General features: G+C 60.4%; 22 protein-coding genes and 2 tRNA genes. 17 read left to right on the top strand and 7 right to left on the bottom strand.

What is annotated here, in order from left to right; all coding sequences use genetic code 11:
- Positions 1–5: 5 nt before the first annotated feature.
- Together SynBIOSE41_RS02620 and SynBIOSE41_RS02615 are read right to left on the bottom strand one after the other, a co-directional pair.
- A complete protein-coding gene (locus SynBIOSE41_RS02620; protein ID WP_370594220.1) occupies positions 6–1,529 on the bottom strand; it encodes a bifunctional pantoate--beta-alanine ligase/(d)CMP kinase in 1,524 nt (507 codons plus the stop codon).
- Positions 1,530–1,558: 29 nt separating this feature from the next.
- Positions 1,559–2,269 (bottom strand): septal ring lytic transglycosylase RlpA family protein, encoded by a 711-nt coding sequence (locus SynBIOSE41_RS02615; protein WP_186539500.1) that lies wholly within the window; start codon positions 2,267–2,269, stop codon positions 1,559–1,561.
- Positions 2,270–2,617: 348 nt separating this feature from the next.
- On the opposite strand from SynBIOSE41_RS02615, the gene purM reads away from it, so the two are divergent.
- Both purM and SynBIOSE41_RS02605 read left to right on the top strand, forming a co-directional pair.
- Complete coding sequence (gene purM / locus SynBIOSE41_RS02610) at positions 2,618–3,655, top strand: phosphoribosylformylglycinamidine cyclo-ligase (protein ID WP_186539499.1); 1,038 nt, start codon at positions 2,618–2,620, stop codon at positions 3,653–3,655.
- A 133-nt stretch (positions 3,656–3,788) separates the two neighbouring features.
- The gene (locus SynBIOSE41_RS02605; RefSeq protein ID WP_186539498.1) at positions 3,789–4,406 is read left to right on the top strand and encodes a histidine phosphotransferase; all 618 of its coding nucleotides are present in this window, start codon (positions 3,789–3,791) and stop codon (positions 4,404–4,406) included.
- Here SynBIOSE41_RS02605 and SynBIOSE41_RS02600 read toward each other — a convergent pair.
- The gene (locus tag SynBIOSE41_RS02600; protein WP_186539497.1) at positions 4,394–5,353 is read right to left on the bottom strand and encodes an aldo/keto reductase; all 960 of its coding nucleotides are present in this window, start codon (positions 5,351–5,353) and stop codon (positions 4,394–4,396) included. The genes SynBIOSE41_RS02605 and SynBIOSE41_RS02600 overlap by 13 nt on opposite strands.
- 49 nt (positions 5,354–5,402) lie before the next feature.
- On the opposite strand from SynBIOSE41_RS02600, the gene SynBIOSE41_RS02595 reads away from it, so the two are divergent.
- Both SynBIOSE41_RS02595 and SynBIOSE41_RS02590 read left to right on the top strand, forming a co-directional pair.
- A complete protein-coding gene (locus tag SynBIOSE41_RS02595) occupies positions 5,403–5,570 on the top strand; it encodes a hypothetical protein (protein ID WP_186539496.1) in 168 nt (55 codons plus the stop codon).
- A 4-nt stretch (positions 5,571–5,574) separates the two neighbouring features.
- Positions 5,575–6,087, top strand: a complete 513-nt coding sequence (locus SynBIOSE41_RS02590; protein WP_222930568.1) for a hypothetical protein — start codon at positions 5,575–5,577, stop codon at positions 6,085–6,087.
- Between the two features lie 26 nt (positions 6,088–6,113).
- Here the strand turns inward: SynBIOSE41_RS02590 and SynBIOSE41_RS02585 are convergent.
- Positions 6,114–6,184, bottom strand: a tRNA-Cys gene (locus SynBIOSE41_RS02585).
- 60 nt (positions 6,185–6,244) lie between these two features.
- Here SynBIOSE41_RS02585 and SynBIOSE41_RS02580 point away from each other — a divergent pair.
- Positions 6,245–7,462 (top strand): lipid-A-disaccharide synthase-related protein, encoded by a 1,218-nt coding sequence (locus tag SynBIOSE41_RS02580; RefSeq protein WP_255476021.1) that lies wholly within the window; start codon positions 6,245–6,247, stop codon positions 7,460–7,462.
- A 43-nt stretch (positions 7,463–7,505) separates the two neighbouring features.
- The gene (locus SynBIOSE41_RS02575) at positions 7,506–7,769 is read left to right on the top strand and encodes a hypothetical protein (RefSeq protein ID WP_186539494.1); all 264 of its coding nucleotides are present in this window, start codon (positions 7,506–7,508) and stop codon (positions 7,767–7,769) included.
- 6 nt (positions 7,770–7,775) lie between these two features.
- On the opposite strand, the gene SynBIOSE41_RS02570 is transcribed toward SynBIOSE41_RS02575, so the two are convergent.
- Entirely contained in the window at positions 7,776–8,420 is a 645-nt protein-coding gene (locus SynBIOSE41_RS02570) for a ribonuclease D (protein WP_186539493.1), read from the bottom strand.
- A 126-nt stretch (positions 8,421–8,546) separates the two neighbouring features.
- On the opposite strand from SynBIOSE41_RS02570, the gene SynBIOSE41_RS02565 reads away from it, so the two are divergent.
- From SynBIOSE41_RS02565 to SynBIOSE41_RS02555, 3 genes are read left to right on the top strand one after another with little or no spacing between them, the layout of a single operon-like run.
- Entirely contained in the window at positions 8,547–8,930 is a 384-nt protein-coding gene (locus tag SynBIOSE41_RS02565) for a helix-turn-helix transcriptional regulator (protein WP_066904367.1), read from the top strand.
- A gap of 32 nt (positions 8,931–8,962) precedes the next feature.
- The gene (locus SynBIOSE41_RS02560; RefSeq protein WP_186539492.1) at positions 8,963–9,517 is read left to right on the top strand and encodes a cofactor assembly of complex C subunit B; all 555 of its coding nucleotides are present in this window, start codon (positions 8,963–8,965) and stop codon (positions 9,515–9,517) included.
- A 1-nt stretch (position 9,518) separates the two neighbouring features.
- Positions 9,519–10,361: an N-acetylmuramoyl-L-alanine amidase gene (locus SynBIOSE41_RS02555; protein WP_255475911.1), complete on the top strand. Its 843-nt coding sequence runs from the start codon at positions 9,519–9,521 to the stop codon at positions 10,359–10,361.
- Here the strand turns inward: SynBIOSE41_RS02555 and hemF are convergent.
- The gene (hemF, locus tag SynBIOSE41_RS02550) at positions 10,288–11,388 is read right to left on the bottom strand and encodes an oxygen-dependent coproporphyrinogen oxidase (protein ID WP_186539491.1); all 1,101 of its coding nucleotides are present in this window, start codon (positions 11,386–11,388) and stop codon (positions 10,288–10,290) included. The genes SynBIOSE41_RS02555 and hemF overlap by 74 nt on opposite strands.
- Positions 11,389–11,503: 115 nt before the next feature.
- On the opposite strand from hemF, the gene SynBIOSE41_RS02545 reads away from it, so the two are divergent.
- The 8 genes from SynBIOSE41_RS02545 (at position 11,504) to SynBIOSE41_RS02510 (ending at position 22,016) form a co-directional block, all read left to right on the top strand.
- Entirely contained in the window at positions 11,504–12,580 is a 1,077-nt protein-coding gene (locus SynBIOSE41_RS02545) for an Mrp/NBP35 family ATP-binding protein (RefSeq protein ID WP_186540713.1), read from the top strand.
- 2 nt (positions 12,581–12,582) lie between these two features.
- Positions 12,583–13,857, top strand: coding sequence for a rod shape-determining protein RodA (gene rodA, locus SynBIOSE41_RS02540; protein WP_066904376.1), 1,275 nt, complete (start codon positions 12,583–12,585; stop codon positions 13,855–13,857).
- Between the two features lie 38 nt (positions 13,858–13,895).
- Positions 13,896–15,266 (top strand): sensor histidine kinase KdpD, encoded by a 1,371-nt coding sequence (locus SynBIOSE41_RS02535; RefSeq protein ID WP_186540712.1) that lies wholly within the window; start codon positions 13,896–13,898, stop codon positions 15,264–15,266.
- Between the two features lie 93 nt (positions 15,267–15,359).
- The gene (locus SynBIOSE41_RS02530) at positions 15,360–15,791 is read left to right on the top strand and encodes a photosystem I reaction center subunit II PsaD (RefSeq protein ID WP_066904379.1); all 432 of its coding nucleotides are present in this window, start codon (positions 15,360–15,362) and stop codon (positions 15,789–15,791) included.
- A gap of 77 nt (positions 15,792–15,868) precedes the next feature.
- The gene (locus SynBIOSE41_RS02525; protein WP_186539490.1) at positions 15,869–17,401 is read left to right on the top strand and encodes an anthranilate synthase component I family protein; all 1,533 of its coding nucleotides are present in this window, start codon (positions 15,869–15,871) and stop codon (positions 17,399–17,401) included.
- Positions 17,398–18,546 (top strand): glutamate--cysteine ligase, encoded by a 1,149-nt coding sequence (gshA, locus tag SynBIOSE41_RS02520; protein ID WP_186539489.1) that lies wholly within the window; start codon positions 17,398–17,400, stop codon positions 18,544–18,546. Before SynBIOSE41_RS02525 ends, gshA begins: the two co-directional genes overlap by 4 nt.
- On the top strand, positions 18,543–21,554 hold the full coding sequence (ppc, locus tag SynBIOSE41_RS02515) for a phosphoenolpyruvate carboxylase (RefSeq protein WP_186539488.1): 3,012 nt from the start codon (positions 18,543–18,545) through the stop codon (positions 21,552–21,554). Before gshA ends, ppc begins: the two co-directional genes overlap by 4 nt.
- The gene (locus SynBIOSE41_RS02510; RefSeq protein WP_255475909.1) at positions 21,555–22,016 is read left to right on the top strand and encodes an N-acetyltransferase; all 462 of its coding nucleotides are present in this window, start codon (positions 21,555–21,557) and stop codon (positions 22,014–22,016) included.
- A 20-nt stretch (positions 22,017–22,036) separates the two neighbouring features.
- On the opposite strand, the gene SynBIOSE41_RS02505 is transcribed toward SynBIOSE41_RS02510, so the two are convergent.
- Positions 22,037–22,110, bottom strand: a tRNA-Arg gene (locus tag SynBIOSE41_RS02505).
- Positions 22,111–22,115 lie beyond the last annotated feature (5 nt).

The following is a 22,115-nucleotide window of genomic DNA, read 5'->3' as shown; positions in this document are numbered from 1 at the left end:
AGGGATCAACGTTCGGGAGTGGGCCAGACCTCTTCAGCAACCCGCCTGCGGAACAGGTCCTCGAGTGCGTCAATCACGGCTTCGATCCCCATCCCGTCGGTGATCAACTCAGTGGCATCCTGCGCCTGCACCAGAGGGGCAATTGTCCTGGTGCTGTCGAGCCGGTCACGCTCAACAATCTGCGCTTCGAGTTCACTGAGGGCAGGCACGGAATGACCGCGCATCTGCAGATCCTTGGCGCGGCGACGGGCCCGTTCTTCAGGAGTCGCCGTCAGGAACACCTTGAGCTCGGCATCCGGAAACACAGCCGTTCCGATATCGCGTCCTTCCGCCACCAATCCACCCTTCTCGCCCAGTCGCTGCTGCTGCCGCGTCAGCAGTGCTCGCACGCAAGCATGGGCAGCCACCAACGACACCGCAGCGGTGACCTTGGGATCACGGATCGCCTCCGTGACGTCCCTGCCGTTCACAAAAACGGTCTGCACACCGTTCCGCAACGGTGAAAGATCCACCTCCAACCCGTTCAGAAGCCGCTCGACGGCGTCTGCATTGGCAGGATCAGCCCGGTGCTCCTGGACCCACAAGGTCACGGCCCGATACATGGCGCCGGTATCGAGATAAAGCAGGCCCATGCGTTCAGCGAAGGCCCGGGTGACCGTGCTCTTGCCAGCACCGGCGGGGCCGTCAATGGCAACGATGGGAGAACGGGTCATGACAAAAATGTGATCGATCAGGCGTGTGGAGCCAGAGCAGACTGCTGCCGCCAAAAGGCGCAAGGACTGCGTTTCCTGCGCAGGCTGCAGCGTGGATGGATCCACGACCTCTACATACTCCACCTCAAGGCCAGCGGTTTCGAGCTGCCGTCTGAGTTGGATCAGAACATCATTCTGGCCGACAAGCCTGTTCTGCAGCTGCGTCGCAGCACCACGAAGAGCGACTCCGATCGCTACCGCGCTGCGTCTCTCCGCTGGAAGCAGGTACAGATTGCGCGAACTGGCAGCCAGACCATCAGACTCCCGCACGGTGGCACATCCCCTGACCCGAACCGACAAACCCAGGTCACTCACCATCCGGCGCACAATCGTGAGTTGCTGCCAATCCTTCTCACCCAGCCAGAGCTGTCTTGGCTGGACCAGTGCCAGCAGGCGGCTGACCACGGTGACGACTCCATCGAAATGACCTGGCCTTGAGGGACCACACAACACCGACAGCAAGGCTGATGGTGCTTGGAGTCTCCACCCAGAAGCCACGCCCTCCGGATAAATCTGGCGCTCATCCGGGCACCAGATCGCTGTTGCACCCGCCTGCCCTGCCAAAAGGCAGTCAGCCTCGAAGGTGCGGGGGTAACGCTCAAAGTCTTCCCCCTCGCCGAATTGCAGTGGGTTGATATAAACGCTCACCACAACTGATCCCGGCTCAGGGCAGCAAGCAACCGCACGTCGGATCAGTTCGGCGTGACCCTGATGCAGCCCCCCCATGGTGGGAACGAAATCAACCGGGCCAGGCCTTGATGCACGCCAGGCAGACAGTTCGGAGCCAGATCGGAGGACGCGAAGGCTCAGCGAAGCACCTCAAGACGAACCTGGGCAATGCCACTGCTCGTCAATCCCAGTTCGCTTGCGGCGCCATGCGCCAAATCAATCACTCTGTCACCGGCGAATGGACCACGATCATTGATGCGCACCACCGCTTTACGACCATTCCAAAGGTTCGTCACGCGCACACGCGTCCCGAAGGGCAGTGTGCGGTGAGCGGCAGTCATCGTTCCGCGGCGGAACACCTCTCCGCTAGCGGTGCGATTTCCGTAAAAACCGGGGCCATACCAACTGGCTTCACCGGAATATGTGGAGATCACCAGAGGAACAACAGGATTGGGAGGCTCCGGGGGAGTTGGGATCGCCGCTGGCTCAGGCTCGGCGACGGCTGTCAGTGGGTCAGTTGTCAGTGGGTCAGTTGTCAGTGGGTCAGTTGTCAGTGGGTCAGTTGTCAGTGGGTCAGTTGTCAGTGGGTCAGTTGTCAGTGGGTCAGTTGTCAGTGGGTCTGCTGTCAGCGGGTCAGTTGTCAGTGGGTCAGTTGTCTCCGGATCAACGAGCTCTTCGATCGATGGCTCAACAATTTCGACAGCGGAAACTGGCTCGGAAGGCAGCACGAGGTCCAGAGGGTCAGTGATCTCAAAGCCATCGAGATCTCTCGCAAGCACAGGGTAGAGAGCCATGCTTGTCAGCGAAACGCTGGCGAATGCAGCAATGGCAGGAAGAAAGCGAGCCATAACAGTGGGTCAAACGGCGGGCCTGGATAACCCCTTGCTTCGGCCCTCAAGGACCAATGCGCACCGCGACCAAAACACACAAAAGTGAATTGACCGTAAAAATGACTGGAGGCTCCTGCAGACCGGGATGGTTCATGCGGATCGGCAGCAAGACGCTGATGAGCTACCCGGAGAGGATGCGACAACTGGGCTACTAGCAGAGAGCCCCGACGCCCCATTGATCAGTCCAGGCAATCCGAGCAACAAGCCTCGCTGATCACCAGAGGACCGGCGACTGCAGCGGCACAAGCAGAGGACACGACACTCCGCTCGTAAAGGGAGAGGATCAGAGCAGAACGACAGCTGTTGATGGACTACCGAGCCGCCGGTGTGGACGTGGAAGCTGGGCGAGCTTTCGTGCAGCGGATCAAAACCGGCGTTGAAGCGACTCACCGTCCTGAGGTTGTCGGTGGACTGGGCGGCTTTGGCGGCATGATCCGACTGCCGCAGGGGTTGAAACGTCCACTGCTGGTGTCGGGGACCGATGGCGTTGGCACCAAGCTTGAACTCGCCCAGGAGCATCACGGACATCACGACGTGGGGATTGACCTGGTCGCCATGTGCGTCAATGACGTCATCACCAGCGGCGCTGAACCCCTCTTTTTTCTCGATTACATGGCAACAGGAGCCCTGAGTCCTGATGCCATGGCCACTGTGGTCGAAGGCATCGCTGATGGCTGCCGCCAGAGTGGCTGTGCATTGCTCGGCGGCGAAACGGCGGAGATGCCTGGCTTTTATCCAGCCGGTCGCTACGACCTGGCAGGTTTTTGCGTCGCCGTCGTTGACGAGGTCGCCGTCATTGACGGCAGTCAAGTTCGAGCCGGCGATCGCATTCTTGGGATCAGCAGCAGCGGAGTTCACAGCAATGGCTTCAGCCTGGTTCGCAAAATCCTCGAGGCCAACAACGTCTCAGCCGAAACCCGCTTCGGCTCCGATGATCAACCTCTGATTCAGGCGCTCCTGAAGCCGACCCACTTGTACGCAGCACTGGTGAAGCGGTTGATCGAATCAGCCACTCCGCTTCACGCCATGGCCCACATCACAGGCGGAGGCATTCCCGAGAACCTTCCTCGCTGCCTTCCGGATGGCTTGATCGCCAAGGTGGAGCCCGAGCGCTGGCCGCGCTCAGAGCTGTTCAGCTGGCTTCAGTCCCACGGAGAGATCAAGGAACGCGATCTCTGGCACACCTTCAATCTTGGAATTGGCTACTGCCTCGTGCTTCCCGGAACAGCCGTGGAAGCTGCACGCAAGCACTGTGAACACCAGGGCTTCAGGGCATGGGACATCGGCGAGATCTTGACCTCAGCTGACAAGGGAATCTCTCCAGTGCTCGGCCTACCGGCCTGAAACAGACCTGCATCCAACAAACTCCAACAGCTGGACGACAAAGCGCACTGAGGCCTTTCAGCCCCGTTAGTCTCCAAGCAGACAGATCGATCCTGCATCGATCAATGCGTCGTGACATACGTCCTAGTAAGCCATGCCATTTGATAGACCTCAACGCACGACCCGACGACGTTCGTCGGCGGGTCCCACACCTCCAAGACGCCCAGTCAGTTCTGGATACGACAAAAGCGGAGCTCACCGTCAGGGCGGACCGAGGCCAACCTTTCTGGCACTGAAGGACCACGGCAAAGTCTTCGTTGCCGACATGCCCTTTCTCTCAGATGGGCAACTGGCCAACATCAGCAAAGAAGCTGCGGAGGTGCTGGTCAGCCTTGAGCGTCGCATCAGCGAGTTGGAGCAGGTTCAGGGTGACCGTGACACGTTGATCAAGGCCTGCACGAAGCGCGATGTCACCCATCGTTTTCTGAGAGCGATCGAGGAGGAACAGCAACAGCGCCGGGACAACCCGGCCGTTCGCCGCGCTGCGGGAGAGTCCCTGCCTCGAACATTCCTGGAGATCGCGCGCCACCGCCTTCCTGGCGCGACGTTCGATTCCCTGCTTCAGGAAGCGCTCTCAGCCTGCGAGCAGTCGGCGGAAGAACCTTCACCCACCATCAAACCACCACTCAAGGTGGTTTCCCTGCAACCCCAGGCTTCATCCCTGCCGGTGGTCGTGAGTCCAGACCCGGAACCCAGTGATCAGGCGCTCTGAAACGGATTGTCCGGCATGCGAACCGGACAATCGCGACTGAGCTGATCGAGCAGATTGCGCTCCTGCTGAGTGAGGTTCCAGCTGAGGGCCTGTTGGGCATCTTCAACCTGAGCGGGTCTGCGAAATCCAGGAATCGGACAGGTTCCGTGAGCCCTGCACCAGTTCAGTGCCACCTGCACCTGATTCACCCCCCTTGCCTGCGCCATGTCAGCCATCGCCTGACGCAGAGTCAGCGAACCTGGCAACAGGCGACGAAAAAGGCCTGAACGCAAAAGAGTTGCATCTGCCGGCGTCCATCCAGGGCGGCGCGCCAGAACCCCAAGAGCCAGAGGGCTATAGGCCAGCACCTCAACACCAAGGTTTCGGCACACGTCAAGAATGCCGCCAGCCCTGATCGGCTCTGGCGCCAGCAGTGAGAGCTGAACCTGCACACTGGCCAGCCGAACACCCCGATGCGCCAGATGATTGTGGAGAAGCTCTAGACGCTGGGGTCCGACATTGGAAACACCAAGCTCACGCACTTCACCCTGCTCCACCAGATCAGCGAGTCCATCCAGCAGCGGTCGCTCCTGCCATGGCGCATAGCGGGCCGTGCTCCAGTGCAACTGGACCCGATCCAGCTGCCCACGCAGGCGCTGCCGACTGGCCTGGAACGCTTTCAAAAGGCCGCGACGGCCAAGACGCCAGGGGAAGGGAGCCAGCTTGGTGGCAACGATGAGGTTGGCACGCGAAGAAGCCTCAAGCCCTGTCAGACACTGACCCAGCAGCTCTTCGCTACGACCATTCAGGTGTCCTGTGCCGTAGGAGTCGGCCGTATCCACAAGGCGGAGTCCGGCAGCAACGGCTGAGCTGAATGTCGCCCTCAGCTCTGAATCGTCTCTCTCGGGGCGATAGCCCCAGAGCAGCTGGTTGCCCCAGGCCCAGGTGCCGAATCCGATTCCTGTCACAACGCCGTGGATCGCTGCACGCCATGATCGCTTCAGTACGGTCGATGCGATGTCACTCTCCGCTGCCGAAACAGCTCGCAATCGGCGGGACGAGAGCTCCGCGCAGGATTCAGCCAGCACCGCTTCGCAAGAGCGCGTGCTTTGCTCTCACTGCGGTCGTACCGCCAGCAATGGCATCAGCTGCATCGGCATGTGTGTCGCCGACAGCGACTACTGAAGTGATGCGCTTCCCACCAATCCACCGAGAAGCCCTCCGCGGGTGCGCCCTGGCGTTTGTCATGGGCTGCCCACTCGCCGCTCATGCCGAACTCGAATCCTTTGCAGGTCGGTATCAGGCCCAAAGCAGCAACTGTCGTTTCACCCCCACAACTGGACAAAAGCGTGGCTGCCGCTTGGTCCAGATCGATGGCAGGACATCCACGATCATCAGCATCCGCTTTGTCGGATCTGGCGATCGGCCCGGCTCCAGCCAGAGGCTCACATTCGTGGTGTCCGAGTTGTCATCAACGCCTTTTCTGAACTGCAGCCTTGGCAGCTGCCAACTGAAAACGGCCAACTGGCAGGGCAGGATCAACAGTGTGTCCGTTTCGAGCTACGACGCCGATGGGCTTGCTGGAGGTGTGCCGAAGGCCTGGGCTGTGAGCCAGGGGGGCTGCAGCGCTCAGGCTGGACGGATTCTCTGTCGTGCTGAGATACCAGATGGAGGACAGGTCAGTGCTGAAGCACAACTCTGATCATCCAGACAGTGTGATGAGAACGAAGGCGGCACCCAGATTCGAACTGGGGATAAAGGATTTGCAATCCTCTGCCTTACCACTTGGCCATGCCGCCACTCGGAGCAAAACCGCTCCACTGGCGGATCGTATCAGCGAGACCGCCCCTGCTCTGTTGGTGATCAGCAACGGACACGGCGAGGATCTGATCGCGCTGAAAATCCTTGAAGCGCTGCACCGACTGCAACCGGCCTGGACTGTGAAGGTGTTTCCTCTCGTCGGCCAGGGCAGCTGCTTTCAAGCCGCTGTTGAGCAAGGGTGGTTGGAGAAGATTGGTCCGGGAGCACGACTCCCAAGCGGGGGATTCAGCAACCAAAGCCTGCCTGCACTCCTCTCGGATCTCATGGCAGGTCTGCCACTGCTCACCTGGAGGCAGTGGATCTGCCTGCAGAAGCAGCGCAGGTCTATTGCGGCAACCCTGGCCGTGGGGGACCTGCTGCCGCTGCTGATGGCCTGGAGCACCCGTCGACCATTCGGATTCATCGGCACCCCCAAGAGCGACTACACCTGGAGCAGCGGACCAGGGCAAGCCCTGAGTGATCGCTATCACGCACTCAAAGGCAGCGAGTGGGACCCGTGGGAATGGCAGCTGATGAAATTGCGATCGTGCCGCCTGGTTGCCATGCGTGACCGTCTCACAGCTCGGGGGCTTCGCCGCCATGGCGTCAACGCCAGCAGCCCCGGAAACCCGATGATGGATGGTCTGGCTCCGTCGCCACCACCAGCCTGTTTGGAGCGATGCCGGCGCATCCTGCTGCTGTGCGGCAGCCGAATGCCGGAGGCATTGCACAACTTTCGCCGCCTGATCAGCGGACTGATGCAGATGCCTAGCCCAGTTCCTCTGGCCGTTCTGGCAGCCCTTGGCTCCTCACCCCTTCAGCACGAGCTGGGTGAACTGCTCAGAGGTCTGGGATTCCGTAACTGCCCTCCTCCAAGCAGCGCTCTCGAAACGGCTGAATGCTGGGTGCATGGACCAGTGCTTCTACTGATTGGCCCAGGGCGATTCCAGCGCTGGGTGGCTTGGGCGGAAGCGGGTGTTGCCACCGCCGGCACAGCGACTGAACAGATGGTGGGGATGGGAATCCCAGCCCTGTCCTTGCCAGGTCGCGGTCCACAGTTCACCCATGGGTTCGCAGAAAGGCAAAGCAGACTGCTGGGCGGGGCCGTCCGCACCTGTCGATCAGAAGAGGAGCTGGGCCACCGTCTGGCCCAGCTTCTTCATGACCCTCTGCTGCGACAGGAGATGGGACGCATGGGTCGTCAGAGAATGGGCCCGTCCGGCGGCAGCGAAGCCATTGCCCGGGAGGTGATCGGCCAGCTCGCACCCGACCGCTGATACTGGGTTTCACTTCAGAACGAAGGATCTCCTTCCCACCGCCATGGCCGCCATTCAGGACCGCGACTATCTGAGGCTTTGCGCGGAACTGGCGAGTCTGCTCAGCATCAGCCAGGCCTCAGCACGCAGGCGGGTCGACCAGCAAGCGGCAAAGGATGGTGCTCGGGATCTCGAAACCCGGAAAGCCGTGGCAACAAGCCTTCTTGACGCAGCAAAAGCCGAACAGGCTCAGAGCTCAACAGGCAGCAACCTGGACACGCTGCTGGAGGCTGAGCCCATTGATCAACACTTCATGCTCGAAGACTGAATCCACTCAGTGTTCGAAGGTGTTGACGAAGCGGAAACGGTCAAGATCAGACATCACCGGAACGCACGCGAAGCAACGCTGCGCCAGCTCCCAACGCCCCTCTCGCCGCAACATCACCTCCAGCTGGCGGCGTGCGGGGAGCAGATAACGGGCATCGTTAGCGGCGTAGGCCAGCTGGGCGTCGCTCAACTCGTCAGCCCTGCCCCAATCGCTGCTCTGGGCCTGTTTATCCAGTTCAACCCCGACCAGCTCCATGACCAGATCCTTGAGACCATGCCGCGGGGTATAGGTGCGAGCCAGTCGACTGCCCACCTTGGTGCAGAACACTGGATTGACTCGAATAGCCAGCCCAGTGGCCAATGCCGCCACATCAAACCGGGCGAAGTGGAACACCTTCTCAATGGCTTGCGACTCCATGAGAGCCTTCAGCCGAGGGGCCTCTGCCTGGCCGAGACCAATGCGAATGCAGGCAACCTGGTCCCTGTCGTCGCAGATCTGCACCAGACAGAGTCGGTCACGACCGTGAATCAAACCCATGGCCTCGGTGTCGACCGCGAGGGCCTTCGCCTGCACAAAGCGGTCATGCCAGTCCTGATCCAGGTCTCCGTCAAAGACTGCAAAGGCACAGGGCTCATTGGGGATCTCAGCCATGGAGGAGAAGCAAGGGACTACAGCCAACCACCACTCTGACCTCAGTAAGCGATGGAGCGAGTTTTAACTGACCGCTTGAAAATCAGAACGAGACCGGGTTAGACAAAATTGAGACAGCTTGTTTTCATGCTCACTCAACGCAAACCAACGCGCTCCTGTTTGGCAGACATCGAACACTATTTCCGACAGCCCCCCCCGCTCTTCCTGGATCTCGAGCTGGCCGTCTGCTGGGTTTTGGACTGCCTGCTGCAAAACGACAGCTACCCCTCAGGACTGCTTCAGCGCCTGCAGAGTGATCATCCCAAGCTGCGTCTCTCCGAAACGGTGCTGCATCAGGCCGTCGATTTTCTGGAGCAGCAGGAGATGCTCGATTCCTACACCAAGCGCTGTCCAAGCAGAGGTCGCCCCCGCCGCATGCTGCATCTGCATCAAGAGGCCAGAGGGCAGGCGGAACGCCTCATGGAACCCTGGAGCCGCTGGCTTCATGAACACGATCCACTGACCACTTAGAACGGACTCACTGTTCGGGCAGCAGCTAGCGGATGCCATCCCCCCAGACGTCCACTCTGCTGCTCACTGCCCTGCTGGGGATCGGCCTGATTTTCTTTCTGCGAGCTGCCAGCAAGGATCGAACCACTGTTGTGGAGGTTCGATCACCCCGGCCTCCTGTGGAAGTGCTGAACGGCCTCGATGCCTGGTTGAAGCAACGGGGGTGGAGCCAGCTGGGCGGGGACGCTGATCGCTGCCTGCTGGAGTACAGGGGCCAGGTGGACAGCAGTATCCCTCTGGCAATCCTACTTTCACTGCTGGGTACTGTCGGCGCTGGCAGCCTTGGCCTGGTCGTGCGACAGATGAACCCATCTCTGAACTGGTGGCCTCTGGTAATTGCCGCCCTCGGCCCCCTGGCTGGTTGGATCTACGCCCGACGCGCAAGACGCGTGGAAGAGATTCAGATCCGCCTGATCGAACCCGACGTAGGCGAAGGCAGCACACTGCGACTGCGTGCCCATCGCGATGAGCTCATCGCCCTCGAGCTCGCCCTTGCCGATCCGCTGGAACTGGCCAGCGACGGCGCATTGCTGACATCTCCGATCTGACGTGATTCCGCGACGGCTGGCGCTGACCCCAGCACTGTTGGTCGCGGGACTGATCCTGTCAGTCGTGATAGCAACCGCCGCCAAAGCACCACATCCCCAGGAGGAAGACCCTCTCACCGGTGTCAGAGTCACGTTGTCAGCCAGCTGGATGGGCAGGGCAACAACCTCAGAGGACAAGGAGATTCTGGTTCTTGCAGGCCATGGCGACTCCCAGGGGATCGAAGGTGCCGGAACCTCGGGAGCCGCCGTTGACCGTGGAGGAGCCCGCCCCATGAATCCACACATGCGCGATGAACTGTTCTGGAATCGGCGCGTTCGTGATGCAGTCGTGAGAACAGGGCAGGCTCGCGGACTCAACATCCGCTCCTATGAACCGGATCAACTGACCATTCGCAACGAAGACGATCCACGCACCAACTGGTCGGTGGGGCGACGCCACCACGATGCCGGTGGCTACGCCCTGGAGATCCATTTCGATGCCTATGGCAACCACGGCGTCGGCTCAGGCCTGATCCCCAACCTGCGCAGTCCAGCAACGAGAATTGATGAGAGCCTGGCCCTGAACTTCGGGCGCTATCCGCTGAACTTCCGAGGAGGCCTGGGCGCGCCCAGACGAGGCATCAGCATTCTCGAGATCGGCAAACTGGAGGGACAGCTGGAGCGAAAGCTGCGGGATCCGCAAAGCCGCAATGCGGTCGTCGCAGCACTGGCCCTTCGCATCGTTGAAGCCATCGAGCTGGGCATCGGGGAAGCCCCAGCAACCCGGAAGCTCAGTTCACCGCCTGATGCGGACGACAGCGTTCCTCAAGCGACAGATCATCGAACCAATGTTGTGGGCGGGTGAACAAATCGGTGAGAAGAGCCTCGCGAGACCCCTCTTCGGCCTGATAACCGTATTCCCAGCGGGCCAGGGGTGGCAGAGACATCAGGATCGATTCAGTGCGGCCATTGGTCTGCAATCCGAAGATCGTTCCGCGATCCCAGACAAGATTGAATTCCACGTACCTCCCGCGTCGATACAACTGGAACTGACGCTCACGGTCTCCGTAGGAGAGGCCATTGCGCTTATCGACGATCGGTGTGTAGGCGGGAAGGAATGCCGTTCCATTGGCCTTCGCCAGATCATGCAGCTGCTGCCAGGAGAGATTCACTGAACCGATCTCAGCCGCTTTGCGGGCCGCTGGGCCCTCTGGATCCTGGCCTCGGTAAAGACGACCAGAACCATCCTGGTAGTCGTAGAAGATGCCGCCGATCCCCCTCGTCTCCTGGCGATGCTTCAGGAAGAAGTACTCATCACACCAGGGCTTGAACACCTGGTAGAGACGCTCGTCGACTGAATCACAGGCCTGTCGGTGGCTGCGATGAAAATGGCGGGCATCCTCAAGGAAGGGGTAGTAGGGCGTGAGATCGGCACCACCTCCGAACCACCAGACCGGTCCAGCTTCGAAATAGCGGTAGTTGAGATGCACCGTCGGAACAAATGGATTTCTGGGATGCAGAACCATGGAGGTGCCGGTGGCAAACCATGGATGCCCTTTGGCCTCGGGCCGCTGTTTGAGGATTGAGGGTGGCAGTTCCTTGCCGTGCACCTCGGAGAAATTCACACCCCCCTGCTCGAAGATGCGGCCTTCACGCATCACGCGGGAACGACCACCGCCTTCTTCAGGCCGATCCCAGCTCTCCTCCTGAAACCTGCCCACACCATCGATCTTTTCCAGGCCTGAACAGATCTCATCCTGAAGACCCATCACCAGCGCACGGGCACGCTCGCGGGAGTCGGCGGGGGGACGCTCTCCGGAAATAGCCGCAGGCGACGAGGGCACTGCCCCGAGCATCCGGCCCTTCAGACGCTTAAGCAGGGAACGGACCATGGTCGACACTGTCGGTGAACTCTCGACCATTTCAGCCCAGCACCGTCTCCGACAAGTCCGTGTGAAGGACTGTCATGGAAAAGCGCCCCTAGGATCCAGCCAACGAATGGGACGCATGACCACTGCGGAACAGGCCACTCAGGCGCTCAGCGACCTCCGCGATGCGGGCAGTGACCGTTCTCTGTTGGATCTCGGTTGGCTCGACCAGGTGCGGGTGGTCCCTCCACGGGCTGTGATCCGGCTGAACCTGCCTGGATTCGCCCAGAACCAGCGTGATCAGATTGTGAGCGGTGCAAGGCAGCGACTCCTGCAACTCGAGGGCATTGACGATGTCCAGATCGAACTGGGTCAACCACCCTCCCAGGGAGGAATCGGACAGGCAGGCCACGGCCAGGTCGCCGAACGACAGTCGATCCCAGGGGTCCGCCATGTGATCGCTGTCAGCAGCGGCAAGGGTGGCGTCGGCAAGAGCACAGTGGCGGTGAATCTGGCCTGTTCATTGGCCGTGCGCGGTCTGAAGGTGGGTCTTCTGGACGCCGATATCTACGGCCCCAACGCTCCAACCATGCTCGGTGTGGCTGACCGCACGCCCGAGGTGAGCGGCAGCGGAGACAACCAGTGCATGCAGCCGATCGAGACCTGCGGCGTTGCCATGGTGTCCATGGGTCTGCTGATTGAAGAGAACCAGCCCGTGATCTGGCGTGGACCCATGCTCAACGGGATCATTCGCCAGTTTCTTTATCAAGTGCAGTGGGGAGAGCGCGATGTCTTGGTGGTTGACCTGCCTCCGGGCACCGGAGATGCGCAATTGTCACTGGCCCAGGCCGTTCCCATGGCGGGCGTGGTGATCGTGACCACCCCCCAGCAGGTGGCCCTTCAGGATGCGCGACGCGGACTGGCCATGTTCCGCCAGATGAGCATCCCAGTGCTTGGTGTGGTCGAAAACATGAGCGCATTCATTCCGCCTGACCAGCCCGATCGGCGATATGCCTTGTTCGGATCAGGCGGTGGACAGACTCTGGCCGATGCCTTCGACGTCCCACTTTTGGCCCAAGTTCCCATGGAGATGCCTGTTCAGGAAGGTGGAGATCAGGGCAGACCGATCACGCTGTCCAAGCCCGACTCAGTCAGCGCCAAGACATTTCTGGCGCTGGCTGATCGTCTCTCACCCATGGTGACCAACGAAGCCTGAGCATGGTTTCCGGAGTCGGCCTCAGCAGACAACCTGTATTCAGAAGACCTGGCAAACGACGGGGTCGTGGACGAGAGCGGGACTGGATTCTCTGGGGTATTCCCCTGGCCATGGTCGCCGTGGCTGGAATTCTGATCGCCAGTACACAACGTCAGGCCGATTACGCCGACTGGTATCACCACTGGATCACGGCCGGTGTTGGTGTGGGCATCGCACTGCTGCTGGCACGGCTGTCATTACTGCGACTGCGCCCCCTGCTGATCCCTATTTACGGTCTCACAGTGATCAGCCTCATCGCCGTTCGAATGATCGGCACCACCGCTCTGGGTGCCCAACGCTGGATCAGCATTGGAGGCGTGCACGTCCAACCCTCCGAATTCGCGAAGCTGGCGGCCATCCTGCTGCTGGCAGCGGTCCTGGATCGACACCCCGTTGAACGCCCGGTGGATCTTCTCAGGCCGCTGGGCGTGATTTCACTCCCCTGGCTACTGGTGTTCATCCAGCCCGACCTGGGCACATCACTGGTGTTCGGGGCGCTGCTGTTAACGATGCTGTATTGGTCTGGGATGCCTTTCGAGTGGCTGGTTCTGCTGCTCTCCCCCCTGATCACGGCCCTGCTCGCTGGACTGTTCCCCTGGGGACTCACCGCCTGGATCCCACTCACCCTTGGCATCGCCTACCGATCCCTTCCCTGGAAAAAGGTTGCGCTTGCTCTGGTCCTGGCGGTGCAGAGCGCAGCTGCACTGGTGACGCCCTGGCTCTGGGAAAACGGTCTGCAGGATTACCAGCGCGATCGCCTTGTGCTCTTTCTTGACCCCACCAAGGACCCTTTGGGTGGTGGCTATCACCTCCTTCAGAGCACTGTGGGGATTGGTTCCGGTGGCCTGTTCGGCACTGGCCTACTCCAGGGACAACTCACCAAGCTGCGCTTCATCCCTGAGCAGCACACCGATTTCATATTCAGTGCACTGGGGGAAGAGTTGGGATTCTTGGGCACAATTCTGGTCGTGGTCGGCTTCGCACTACTGATGGGGCGGATGCTTCAGGTGGCGGGGAAAGCTCGCACTGACTTTGAATCGCTTGTGGTGATCGGCGTCGCCACGATGTTGATGTTCCAGGTTGTGGTGAACATCTTCATGACCATCGGCCTTGGGCCTGTGACTGGAATTCCACTGCCCTTCATGAGCTACGGACGCAGCGCCATGGTGGTGAATTTCATTGCCCTTGGTCTCTGCCTGTCTGTGGCAAGGCGATCAAGACGAGCTCTGATCCGTTGAAGGACTCCACACCGCTGCTGCAGTCAATTCAGGCCTGCATGGCCACGGGAGTTCCCACCGGCCAGGCCAGCGATGCCAATGCCAGACGTCTGTGGTGGGGGGGATTGGAAGTGCTGCAGGATTTGCTGGAGATCCAGGACAAGTCCGCTGCAGGCATCTGGCTAGCGGCCCCCCTTCCGGCCCTCTATGCGCCCGATCTGCTGCAGCGCTTTCAGGGCTGGGTCTGGGCGCCTGAGGCTCTTGATGTCTTGAGTGCTGCAGAGCGGTCAACCCTGCTCCCACCGGATCGTCTCAACGCCAGAAAAACCCCTTTGCCAGCGAGTACTTCCAACGAGCACTTCCAGCGCCTACCCCTAAGAGAGTCAGACAGTCACGATCCACTGCTGATCGTGATCACAAGCCAGCTGCAGGTGGCCCTGGCCCTCCATGGCGAAGAGGGACAGCGGCAGCTATTGATGCGCAGCGAACCCGACATTCTTGGCCAGGCTCTGACACTGGTTGAACAGCGTCTGCGCCTAGATGCACCTGAGCAGGCCGACGGACTGCAACAGGCGGTTCGACAACTCGGCCCCTTGCAGAGCAGCACCGATCTCGCCACACGCTTCTGGCCCCGCCTGGCGGAGCGGCTGGCAGGGATGGCACCCACAGTCATGTTGCAGACCGCACAGGGATCCAAATGCCCGCCACCTCCTCCACAGTCTGCAAATGATCAAGGGGATGAGGATGCGGAACTGTCGCTGCTGGAGGCCATCACGCATGAAGTGCGAACTCCCTTGGCCACCATCCGCACCTTGATCCGCTCCCTGCTGCGCCGCCGTGACCTACCCCAGCAGGTGCTTGGTCGACTGCAGCAGATCGACACGGAATGCAGTGAGCAGATCGACCGGTTCGGGCTGATTTTTCAGGCGGCTGAACTGCAACGACAGCCTCAAAGTTCATCCGTGCTGGCTCGCACCGACCTTGGAGCGATGCTGAACCTACTGGCACCAGGATGGGAACAACAGCTGCAACGCCGTGGCCTGCATCTTGAGCTGAGCCTGGCGTGTGGACTTCCACCCGTACTGAGCGACCCAGGTCGACTGGAGCCCATGCTTGGCGGACTGATTGATCGCTGCAGCCGCAGCCTGCCGGCGGGAAGCAGCCTGGAGCTGACCCTTCAACCGGCAGGCGCCCGCCTGAAGCTGCAGATTCTCAGCAGAACGCCTGACCAGCTCTCCACCACGGTGGCGGACACTGACAACGTGTCCCAGGAAAGCCTGGGGCCCGTGCTCAGCTGGAACACCAGCACCGGTGGACTGCAGCTGAGCCAGACGGCAACCCGTCGACTGCTTGAACGCCTGGGCGGTCGCCTTACCCAGCGCCGGGACCGCGGGCTGACGGTGTTCTTCCCGATCGCCGATCATTGTTGACGGGTGTGAAGGTCCAGATCGGATCACCAAATCAGAGCCGAATCATTTGCTACTTTCCAAGCAGATCGGCATGCGGACTTCCTCAGGACAGCCATGACATCAACTCCTTTGACAGGACAGCTTCCCCAGTACATCGGAAGCACCGGTGGTCTGCTCAATTCCGCTGAGACCGAAGAGAAATACGCGATCACCTGGAGCAGCAAAACCGATCAGGTTTTCGAGCTCCCAACCGGGGGCGCGGCCGTGATGAACACCGGCGAAAACATCATGTATTTCGCACGCAAGGAGCAGTGTCTGGCTCTCGGCACCCAGTTGCGCACCAAATTCAAGCCACGCATCGAGGACTACAAGATCTACCGGATCTACCCCGGTGGAGACACAGAATTCCTGCATCCCAAGGACGGTGTCTTCCCTGAGAAAGTGAACGAGGGGCGTGCCATGGTGGGCCACAACCCCCGCCGGATCGGTCAGAACACCAATCCTGCCAAGATCAAGTTCAGTGGCCGCGACACGTTCGACACCTGATCTCCTCTGCCCCTGGACCCATCGCGTCGTTCTGTTGAGCGGCATGATGGTCGGCGGTCGGTTTCGACGACTTCTTCATGCTCAGTCCCGACCGCAAAGCCTTTCTGGAAGCCGCTGAATCAGGCGCAACCATGATTCCTGTGGCCAGCAGCTGGCCTGCGGATCTGGAGACACCACTAACGACCTGGTTGAAGGTCGGTGATCAACGTCCACCTGGTGTTCTGCTCGAATCCGTTGAAGGCGGCGAGACACTGGGCCGCTGGAGTGTGGTGGCCTGCGACCCCCTCTGGACATTGTCAGCAGGTCGCGATGGTCTGAAGCGCATCTGGAGGGACAGCCAGTGTGAGACTTTCAGCGGAAACCCTTTCGATTGCCTGAGAAGCTGTCTGGAGCCTTACAAACCGGCGACTCTTCCCGGACTTCCTCCGCTGGGGCAGCTTTATGGAATGTGGGGATACGAGCTGATCCGCTGGATCGAGCCCAGCGTTCCCGTGCACCCCTCGATCGCCGATGGTCCCCCCGATGGATTGTGGATGCTGATGGACAGCATCCTGATCTTCGACCAGGTCAAACGCCTGATCACCGCTGTTGCATACGGGGATCTGAGCGGACAGCACAATGCAGCCACCAGCCCTGAAGAGGCCTGGGAAGGCGCGATGGCGCGCATCAACACGCTGCGCGAACGCATGGCAGCTCCCTTGCCACCCGTGCGACCTCTCAACTGGAGGCCAGACCGAGGTGCAACTCCAGAAACCAGAAGTAACCGAACCCGGGAGGATTTCCATCAGGCGGTGGATCAGGCACGTGACCACATCGCTGCCGGTGATGCCTTCCAGCTGGTGGTGAGTCAGCGGCTCAGCGCTGATGTCAACCATCCACCGCTGGATCTTTATCGCAGTCTGCGGATGATCAACCCCTCTCCGTACATGGCGTTTTTCGACTTCGGAGACTGGCAGCTGATCGGCTCCAGCCCAGAGGTGATGGTGAAAGCGGAACCGGATCAGGGTGGGATCCGCACGGTGTTGCGGCCGATTGCCGGCACAAGGCCCCGAGGCAGAAATCCCGTTGAGGACAGGAACTTCGAGGCCGACCTGCTCGCCGACCCCAAGGAGCGCGCCGAACACGTGATGCTCGTTGACCTGGGGCGCAATGACCTCGGTCGGGTATGCACTCCCGGTTCGGTCTCTGTACGCGAATTAATGGTGATCGAGCGTTATTCCCACGTGATGCACATCGTGAGCGAAGTGGAGGGCCGTCTTGCCCCTGGCAAGGACATCTGGGATTTGTTGATGGCCTCCTTCCCGGCAGGGACTGTGAGCGGAGCTCCCAAGATCCGGGCAATGCAGCTCATCCACGACCTGGAACCCGAAGCCCGTGGCCCCTACTCCGGGGTCTACGGCTCGGTGGACCTGGCCGGAGCACTCAACACGGCCATCACCATCCGCACCATGGTGGTGAGACCCCGAGCCGGGGGCGGCTGGACCCTGCAGGTGCAGGCCGGAGCAGGGATTGTGGCCGACTCCCAGCCCGAGGCCGAGTTTCAGGAAACTCTCAATAAGGCACGAGGAATGCTCACAGCACTGGGCTGTCTTGAGGACGTCGGGGCATGACCCGCAACCGATTGCTCAAAGGTTTTGAAGTCGAGCTGTTCACCGGCCGGCCCGATGGACGCAATGTCGGCATCGCAGCCCGTGCCCAAAGGGAACTGCAGGGCTTCGTCACTGAACCGGATCACCGAAATCTCGAATACGTGACCGATCCGCTGGCGGATTACGACGCAATTCCGGAAGCACTGCTGTCACCTCGTCGCCGGCTGCGTCACTGGCTGATGGAGCAGGGTCTCACCCTGCTGCCTGGCAGCACCCTCAGCCTCGGAGACACCGACCGTTTTGAGCGCTCAGACCCTGAGAACACTTATCACTCACTGATCGAAGCCACCTACGGCACGGCCGTGGTGACAGCAAGCATCCATATCAATCTGGGGATCGCCAATCCAGCCGAACTGTTTGCCGCTTTGCGGCTTGTGCGCTGCGAAGCGGCTCTGTTGCTGTCTCTGAGTGCCAGCTCACCCTTCCTTAACGGCCGCATCACCGGAGCACATTCCCAACGCTGGCTCCAGTTCCCGCTCACACCGGCCCGGGTTCCTCTTTTCCTCGACCACCAGCACTTCATCTCCTGGACCAATCAACAGATTCAGGCCGGTGCCATGCACAACGTCCGTCACCTCTGGACTTCCGTGCGACCGAACGGACCGGATCGTCCGCAGCGACTGAATCGTCTCGAGCTGCGCATCTGCGATCTGATCACCGACCCCGAGGTGCTGATTGCGGTAACCACTCTTCTGGAACTGCGTGTGCAGCAGGTGCTGCGAGATCCCGAGCAGCATGACCCCCTACGGGACAGTGCACTCAATCTTCAGCAACTGGAAGAGCTCAGCATGAGCAACGATCGCGCCGCGGCCCGATCCAGTCTTGAGGCCACGCTGCACAACTGGCGCGACGGACGCGAACGCTTCTGCAGAGACTGGCTGGAACAGCTGATCGACAGTGTGACGCCGCTGGCTCAGGAGCTTGGACTTAAGCAGCAACTCGATCCACTGGCAGCCGTCCTGCAAAACGGCAATCAGGCCATGCGATGGCTGCAGAGCATCGATTCTGGGGAAAGCATCGAATCGGTGCTTCGCGAGAGCATCACGGCCATGCGAGAGGAAGAGATGCGTGGGGTTTGCACACCGGCCGAGCGCACTTTGGGATGATCATGACGACTCCAGATCCCGACCCACCTTCAATGTCCTCCTCCCCCGCAATGATTCCTGCGAGCGATCAGCCCAGGGCTGCGGTGCAGGAGACATCCGGCAATGGCCATCTGCTGCAGCAGCGCCTGGCCCTGGTGGAGGATCTGTGGCAGACCGTGCTGCGCAGCGAATGCCCTGCCGAACAGGCAGAGCGCCTGCTGCGCATGAAGCAGCTCAGTGACCCGGCCTTACCGGAACCCAGCGCTGTCAGCTCGGATTCCGTGGTCTCGCTGATTCGAGACATGGACCTTTCGGAAGCCATTGCAGCCGCCAGAGCCTTTTCCCTGTATTTCCAGCTTGTCAATATCCTCGAGCAGCGCATTGAGGAGGACAGCTACCTCGAAAGCATCGTCCGCTCACAGGAACTGGCTGAGCAGGTCGATCCCTTTACTCCACCACTGGCAACCCAGACAGAGCCCGCCACATTCAGTGAATTGTTTGAGCGCCTGCGGCGCCTCAACGTGCCTCCCGCACAACTGGAGACGCTGCTTCAGGAGCTCGACATCCGACTGGTGTTCACAGCCCATCCCACGGAAATCGTGCGTCACACGGTGAGGCACAAGCAGCGACGTGTTGCCAGCCTCCTGCAACAACTGGAAACCGCATCAGAAACCAGTCCACGTGAAGCGGACAGCATCCGTCTTCAGCTTGAAGAGGAGATCCGGCTCTGGTGGCGCACGGATGAACTACACCAATTCAAACCATCAGTGCTCGATGAGGTCGATTACGCCCTGCATTATTTCCAGCAGGTTCTGTTCGATGCGATGCCGCAACTGCGTCGCCGCCTGACCAACGCACTCTCCAGCAGTTATCCCGATGTGCAGCTGCCTCCGCCGTCGTTCTGCACCTTCGGTTCCTGGGTCGGGTCTGATCGCGATGGAAATCCCTCCGTCACCACAGACATCACCTGGCGGACAGCGTGTTATCAGCGACAGTTGATGCTGGACCGCTACATCAGTGCCGTCCAGAGCCTGCGAGACCAGCTCAGCATCTCGATGCAGTGGAGTCAGGTGAGTGCTTCCCTGCTGGAATCACTGGAAATGGATCGGTTTCGCTTCCCGGAGGTCTACGAGGAGCGAGCCACCCGCTATCGCCTCGAGCCCTACCGACTGAAGATGAGCTTCATGCTCGAACGGTTGCGTCTCACAAAGTTGAGAAACGATCAGCTGGCAGACGCCGGATGGCGGGCTCCGGCTGAGAGCCCCCAGCCGTTTGCCCCCGAGAGTCAACCAAGCGAAGCCCTGCATTACGGGTCGGTGGCCGAATTCCGCAGTGATCTTGAACTGATCCGAACAAGCCTGGTCAGCACTGATCTCAGCTGCGAACCCCTCGACACCCTGCTCACCCAGGTTCACATCTATGGCTTCTCGCTTGCGGGTCTCGATATCCGTCAGGAGAGCACGCGTCACAGTGACGCACTGGATGAACTCAGCCGATATCTCAATCCAGAGCAGGCCTATGGAGATCTGAATGAGCAGGAGCGCGTGAACTGGTTGCTGCAGGAGCTGCAGACACGCCGCCCGCTGATTCCTCCTGCCGTGGACTGGTCAGCCACCACAGCAGAAACCGTGGATGTGTTCCGAATGCTGCATCGGCTTCAGGACGAAGTCGGCAGCCGTATCTGTCGTACTTACGTGATTTCCATGAGTCACAGCGTTTCCGACTTGCTGGAGGTGCTGCTGCTGGCCAAGGAAGCCGGCCTCGTGGATCCTTCCTCCGGCCATGCCGATCTGCTGGTGGTTCCTCTGTTCGAAACGGTGGAAGATCTGCAACGAGCCCCCGACGTGATGGGAGAGCTGTTCCAGACATCGCTCTACAGAAACCTCCTGCCTCGCGTTGGCAGCCAGGGGCTGCCGCTCCAGGAACTGATGCTGGGGTATTCCGACAGCAACAAGGATTCAGGCTTCCTGTCCAGCAACTGGGAAATTCACAAGGCTCAGATTGCACTGCAGGATCTGGCGGCACGCAATGGCGTGGTGCTGCGACTGTTCCACGGCCGTGGAGGTTCCGTCGGCAGAGGCGGTGGCCCGGCATATCAGGCGATCCTGGCCCAACCGAGCGGCACACTCCAGGGACGCATCAAAATCACCGAGCAGGGCGAAGTGCTGGCCTCCAAGTACAGCCTGCCTGAGCTGGCTCTTTACAACCTTGAAACGGTCACCACAGCAGTGGTCCAGAACAGCCTGGTGACCAATCAGCTGGACGCCACACCGAGCTGGAACGAGCTGATGGCTCGACTAGCGAAATGCTCACGCCGCCACTACAGGGCCCTGGTGCATGACAATCCCGACCTGGTGGCCTTCTTCGAACAGGTGACTCCGATTGAAGAAATAAGCAAACTGCAGATCTCCAGTCGTCCGGCACGGCGCAAATCGGGTGCCAGGGACCTGTCCAGCCTGCGTGCGATCCCCTGGGTGTTCGGCTGGACCCAGAGCCGATTCCTGCTGCCCAGCTGGTTCGGTGTGGGCACAGCTCTCAGTGAGGAACTGCAAGCTGACCCGGAGCAGATGACGTTGCTGCGCACCCTTCACCAGCGCTGGCCTTTCTTCCGGATGCTGATTTCCAAAGTAGAGATGACACTCTCCAAAGTCGATCTCGATCTGGCCCGCCACTACGTGACCAGCCTTGGCAGTTCAAACCATCGCGATGCCTTTGAACGGATCTACACGACGATCGCCGATGAATACACACTCACCCGCAGCCTGGTTCTGGAGATCACCCGACAGGAAAGGCTGCTGGATGCAGACCCTGCACTGCAGCTGTCGGTGAACCTGCGTAACCGCACGATCGTCCCACTGGGTTTCCTGCAGGTCGCACTGCTCAAACGTCTGCGTGATCAGAACCGTCAGCCCCCCATGAGCGAGTTTCCTAGCGATGGCGACGGCCGGACCTACAGCCGCAGCGAGCTTCTGCGTGGAGCCCTGCTCACCATCAACGGCATCGCTGCCGGCATGCGCAACACCGGTTGAGTGGCACTGCTTCCCTTTCGCCAACAGGCCGCCGTTCCACGGCTCCCGGAGCGCTACCGCGCGAGCATGGAGTTCGTTCCTGATGGGGCCAGCATCAATGCCCTGCTCGAAGACTGCGGCGATCAACCCCACCCCGTGGAACGCTGGCCGCTTGCGCTGCAACGCAGCATCTGGCACCTGAGCATCCTGGACAGTGAGGAGCAACGGCTTGTGGGCTTCGTCAGAGCCACCAGTGATCAGGCGCTGAATGCCAATCTCTGGAACCTGGCAGCCGCTGCTGGACCTGATCAATCCAGATTGCTGGCGGTGCTGGTTCACCGTTCACTGGCCTGTCTGCGCAGAGATCTACCTGGATGCAGCATTTCGATTGCGGCACCTGCCCAGGCAATGGATGCTCTCAAATCACGCGGATTCATTCTTGATCCAGGCGGGATAAGAGCCATGGGTCTGCGGCTGCGATGACCGGTCGACCTTTCTGAACACGAGCATGGAGGGACTCGAACCCCCGACCCTCAGAACCGGAATCTGATGCTCTATCCAACTGAGCTACATGCCCACGCG

Source organism: Synechococcus sp. BIOS-E4-1, assembly GCF_014279995.1.
In the GTDB taxonomy this organism is placed as follows: domain Bacteria; phylum Cyanobacteriota; class Cyanobacteriia; order PCC-6307; family Cyanobiaceae; genus Synechococcus_C.
The sequence above is the reverse complement of the archived record's forward strand: the minus strand, read 5'-3'. Positions and strand labels throughout refer to the sequence as shown.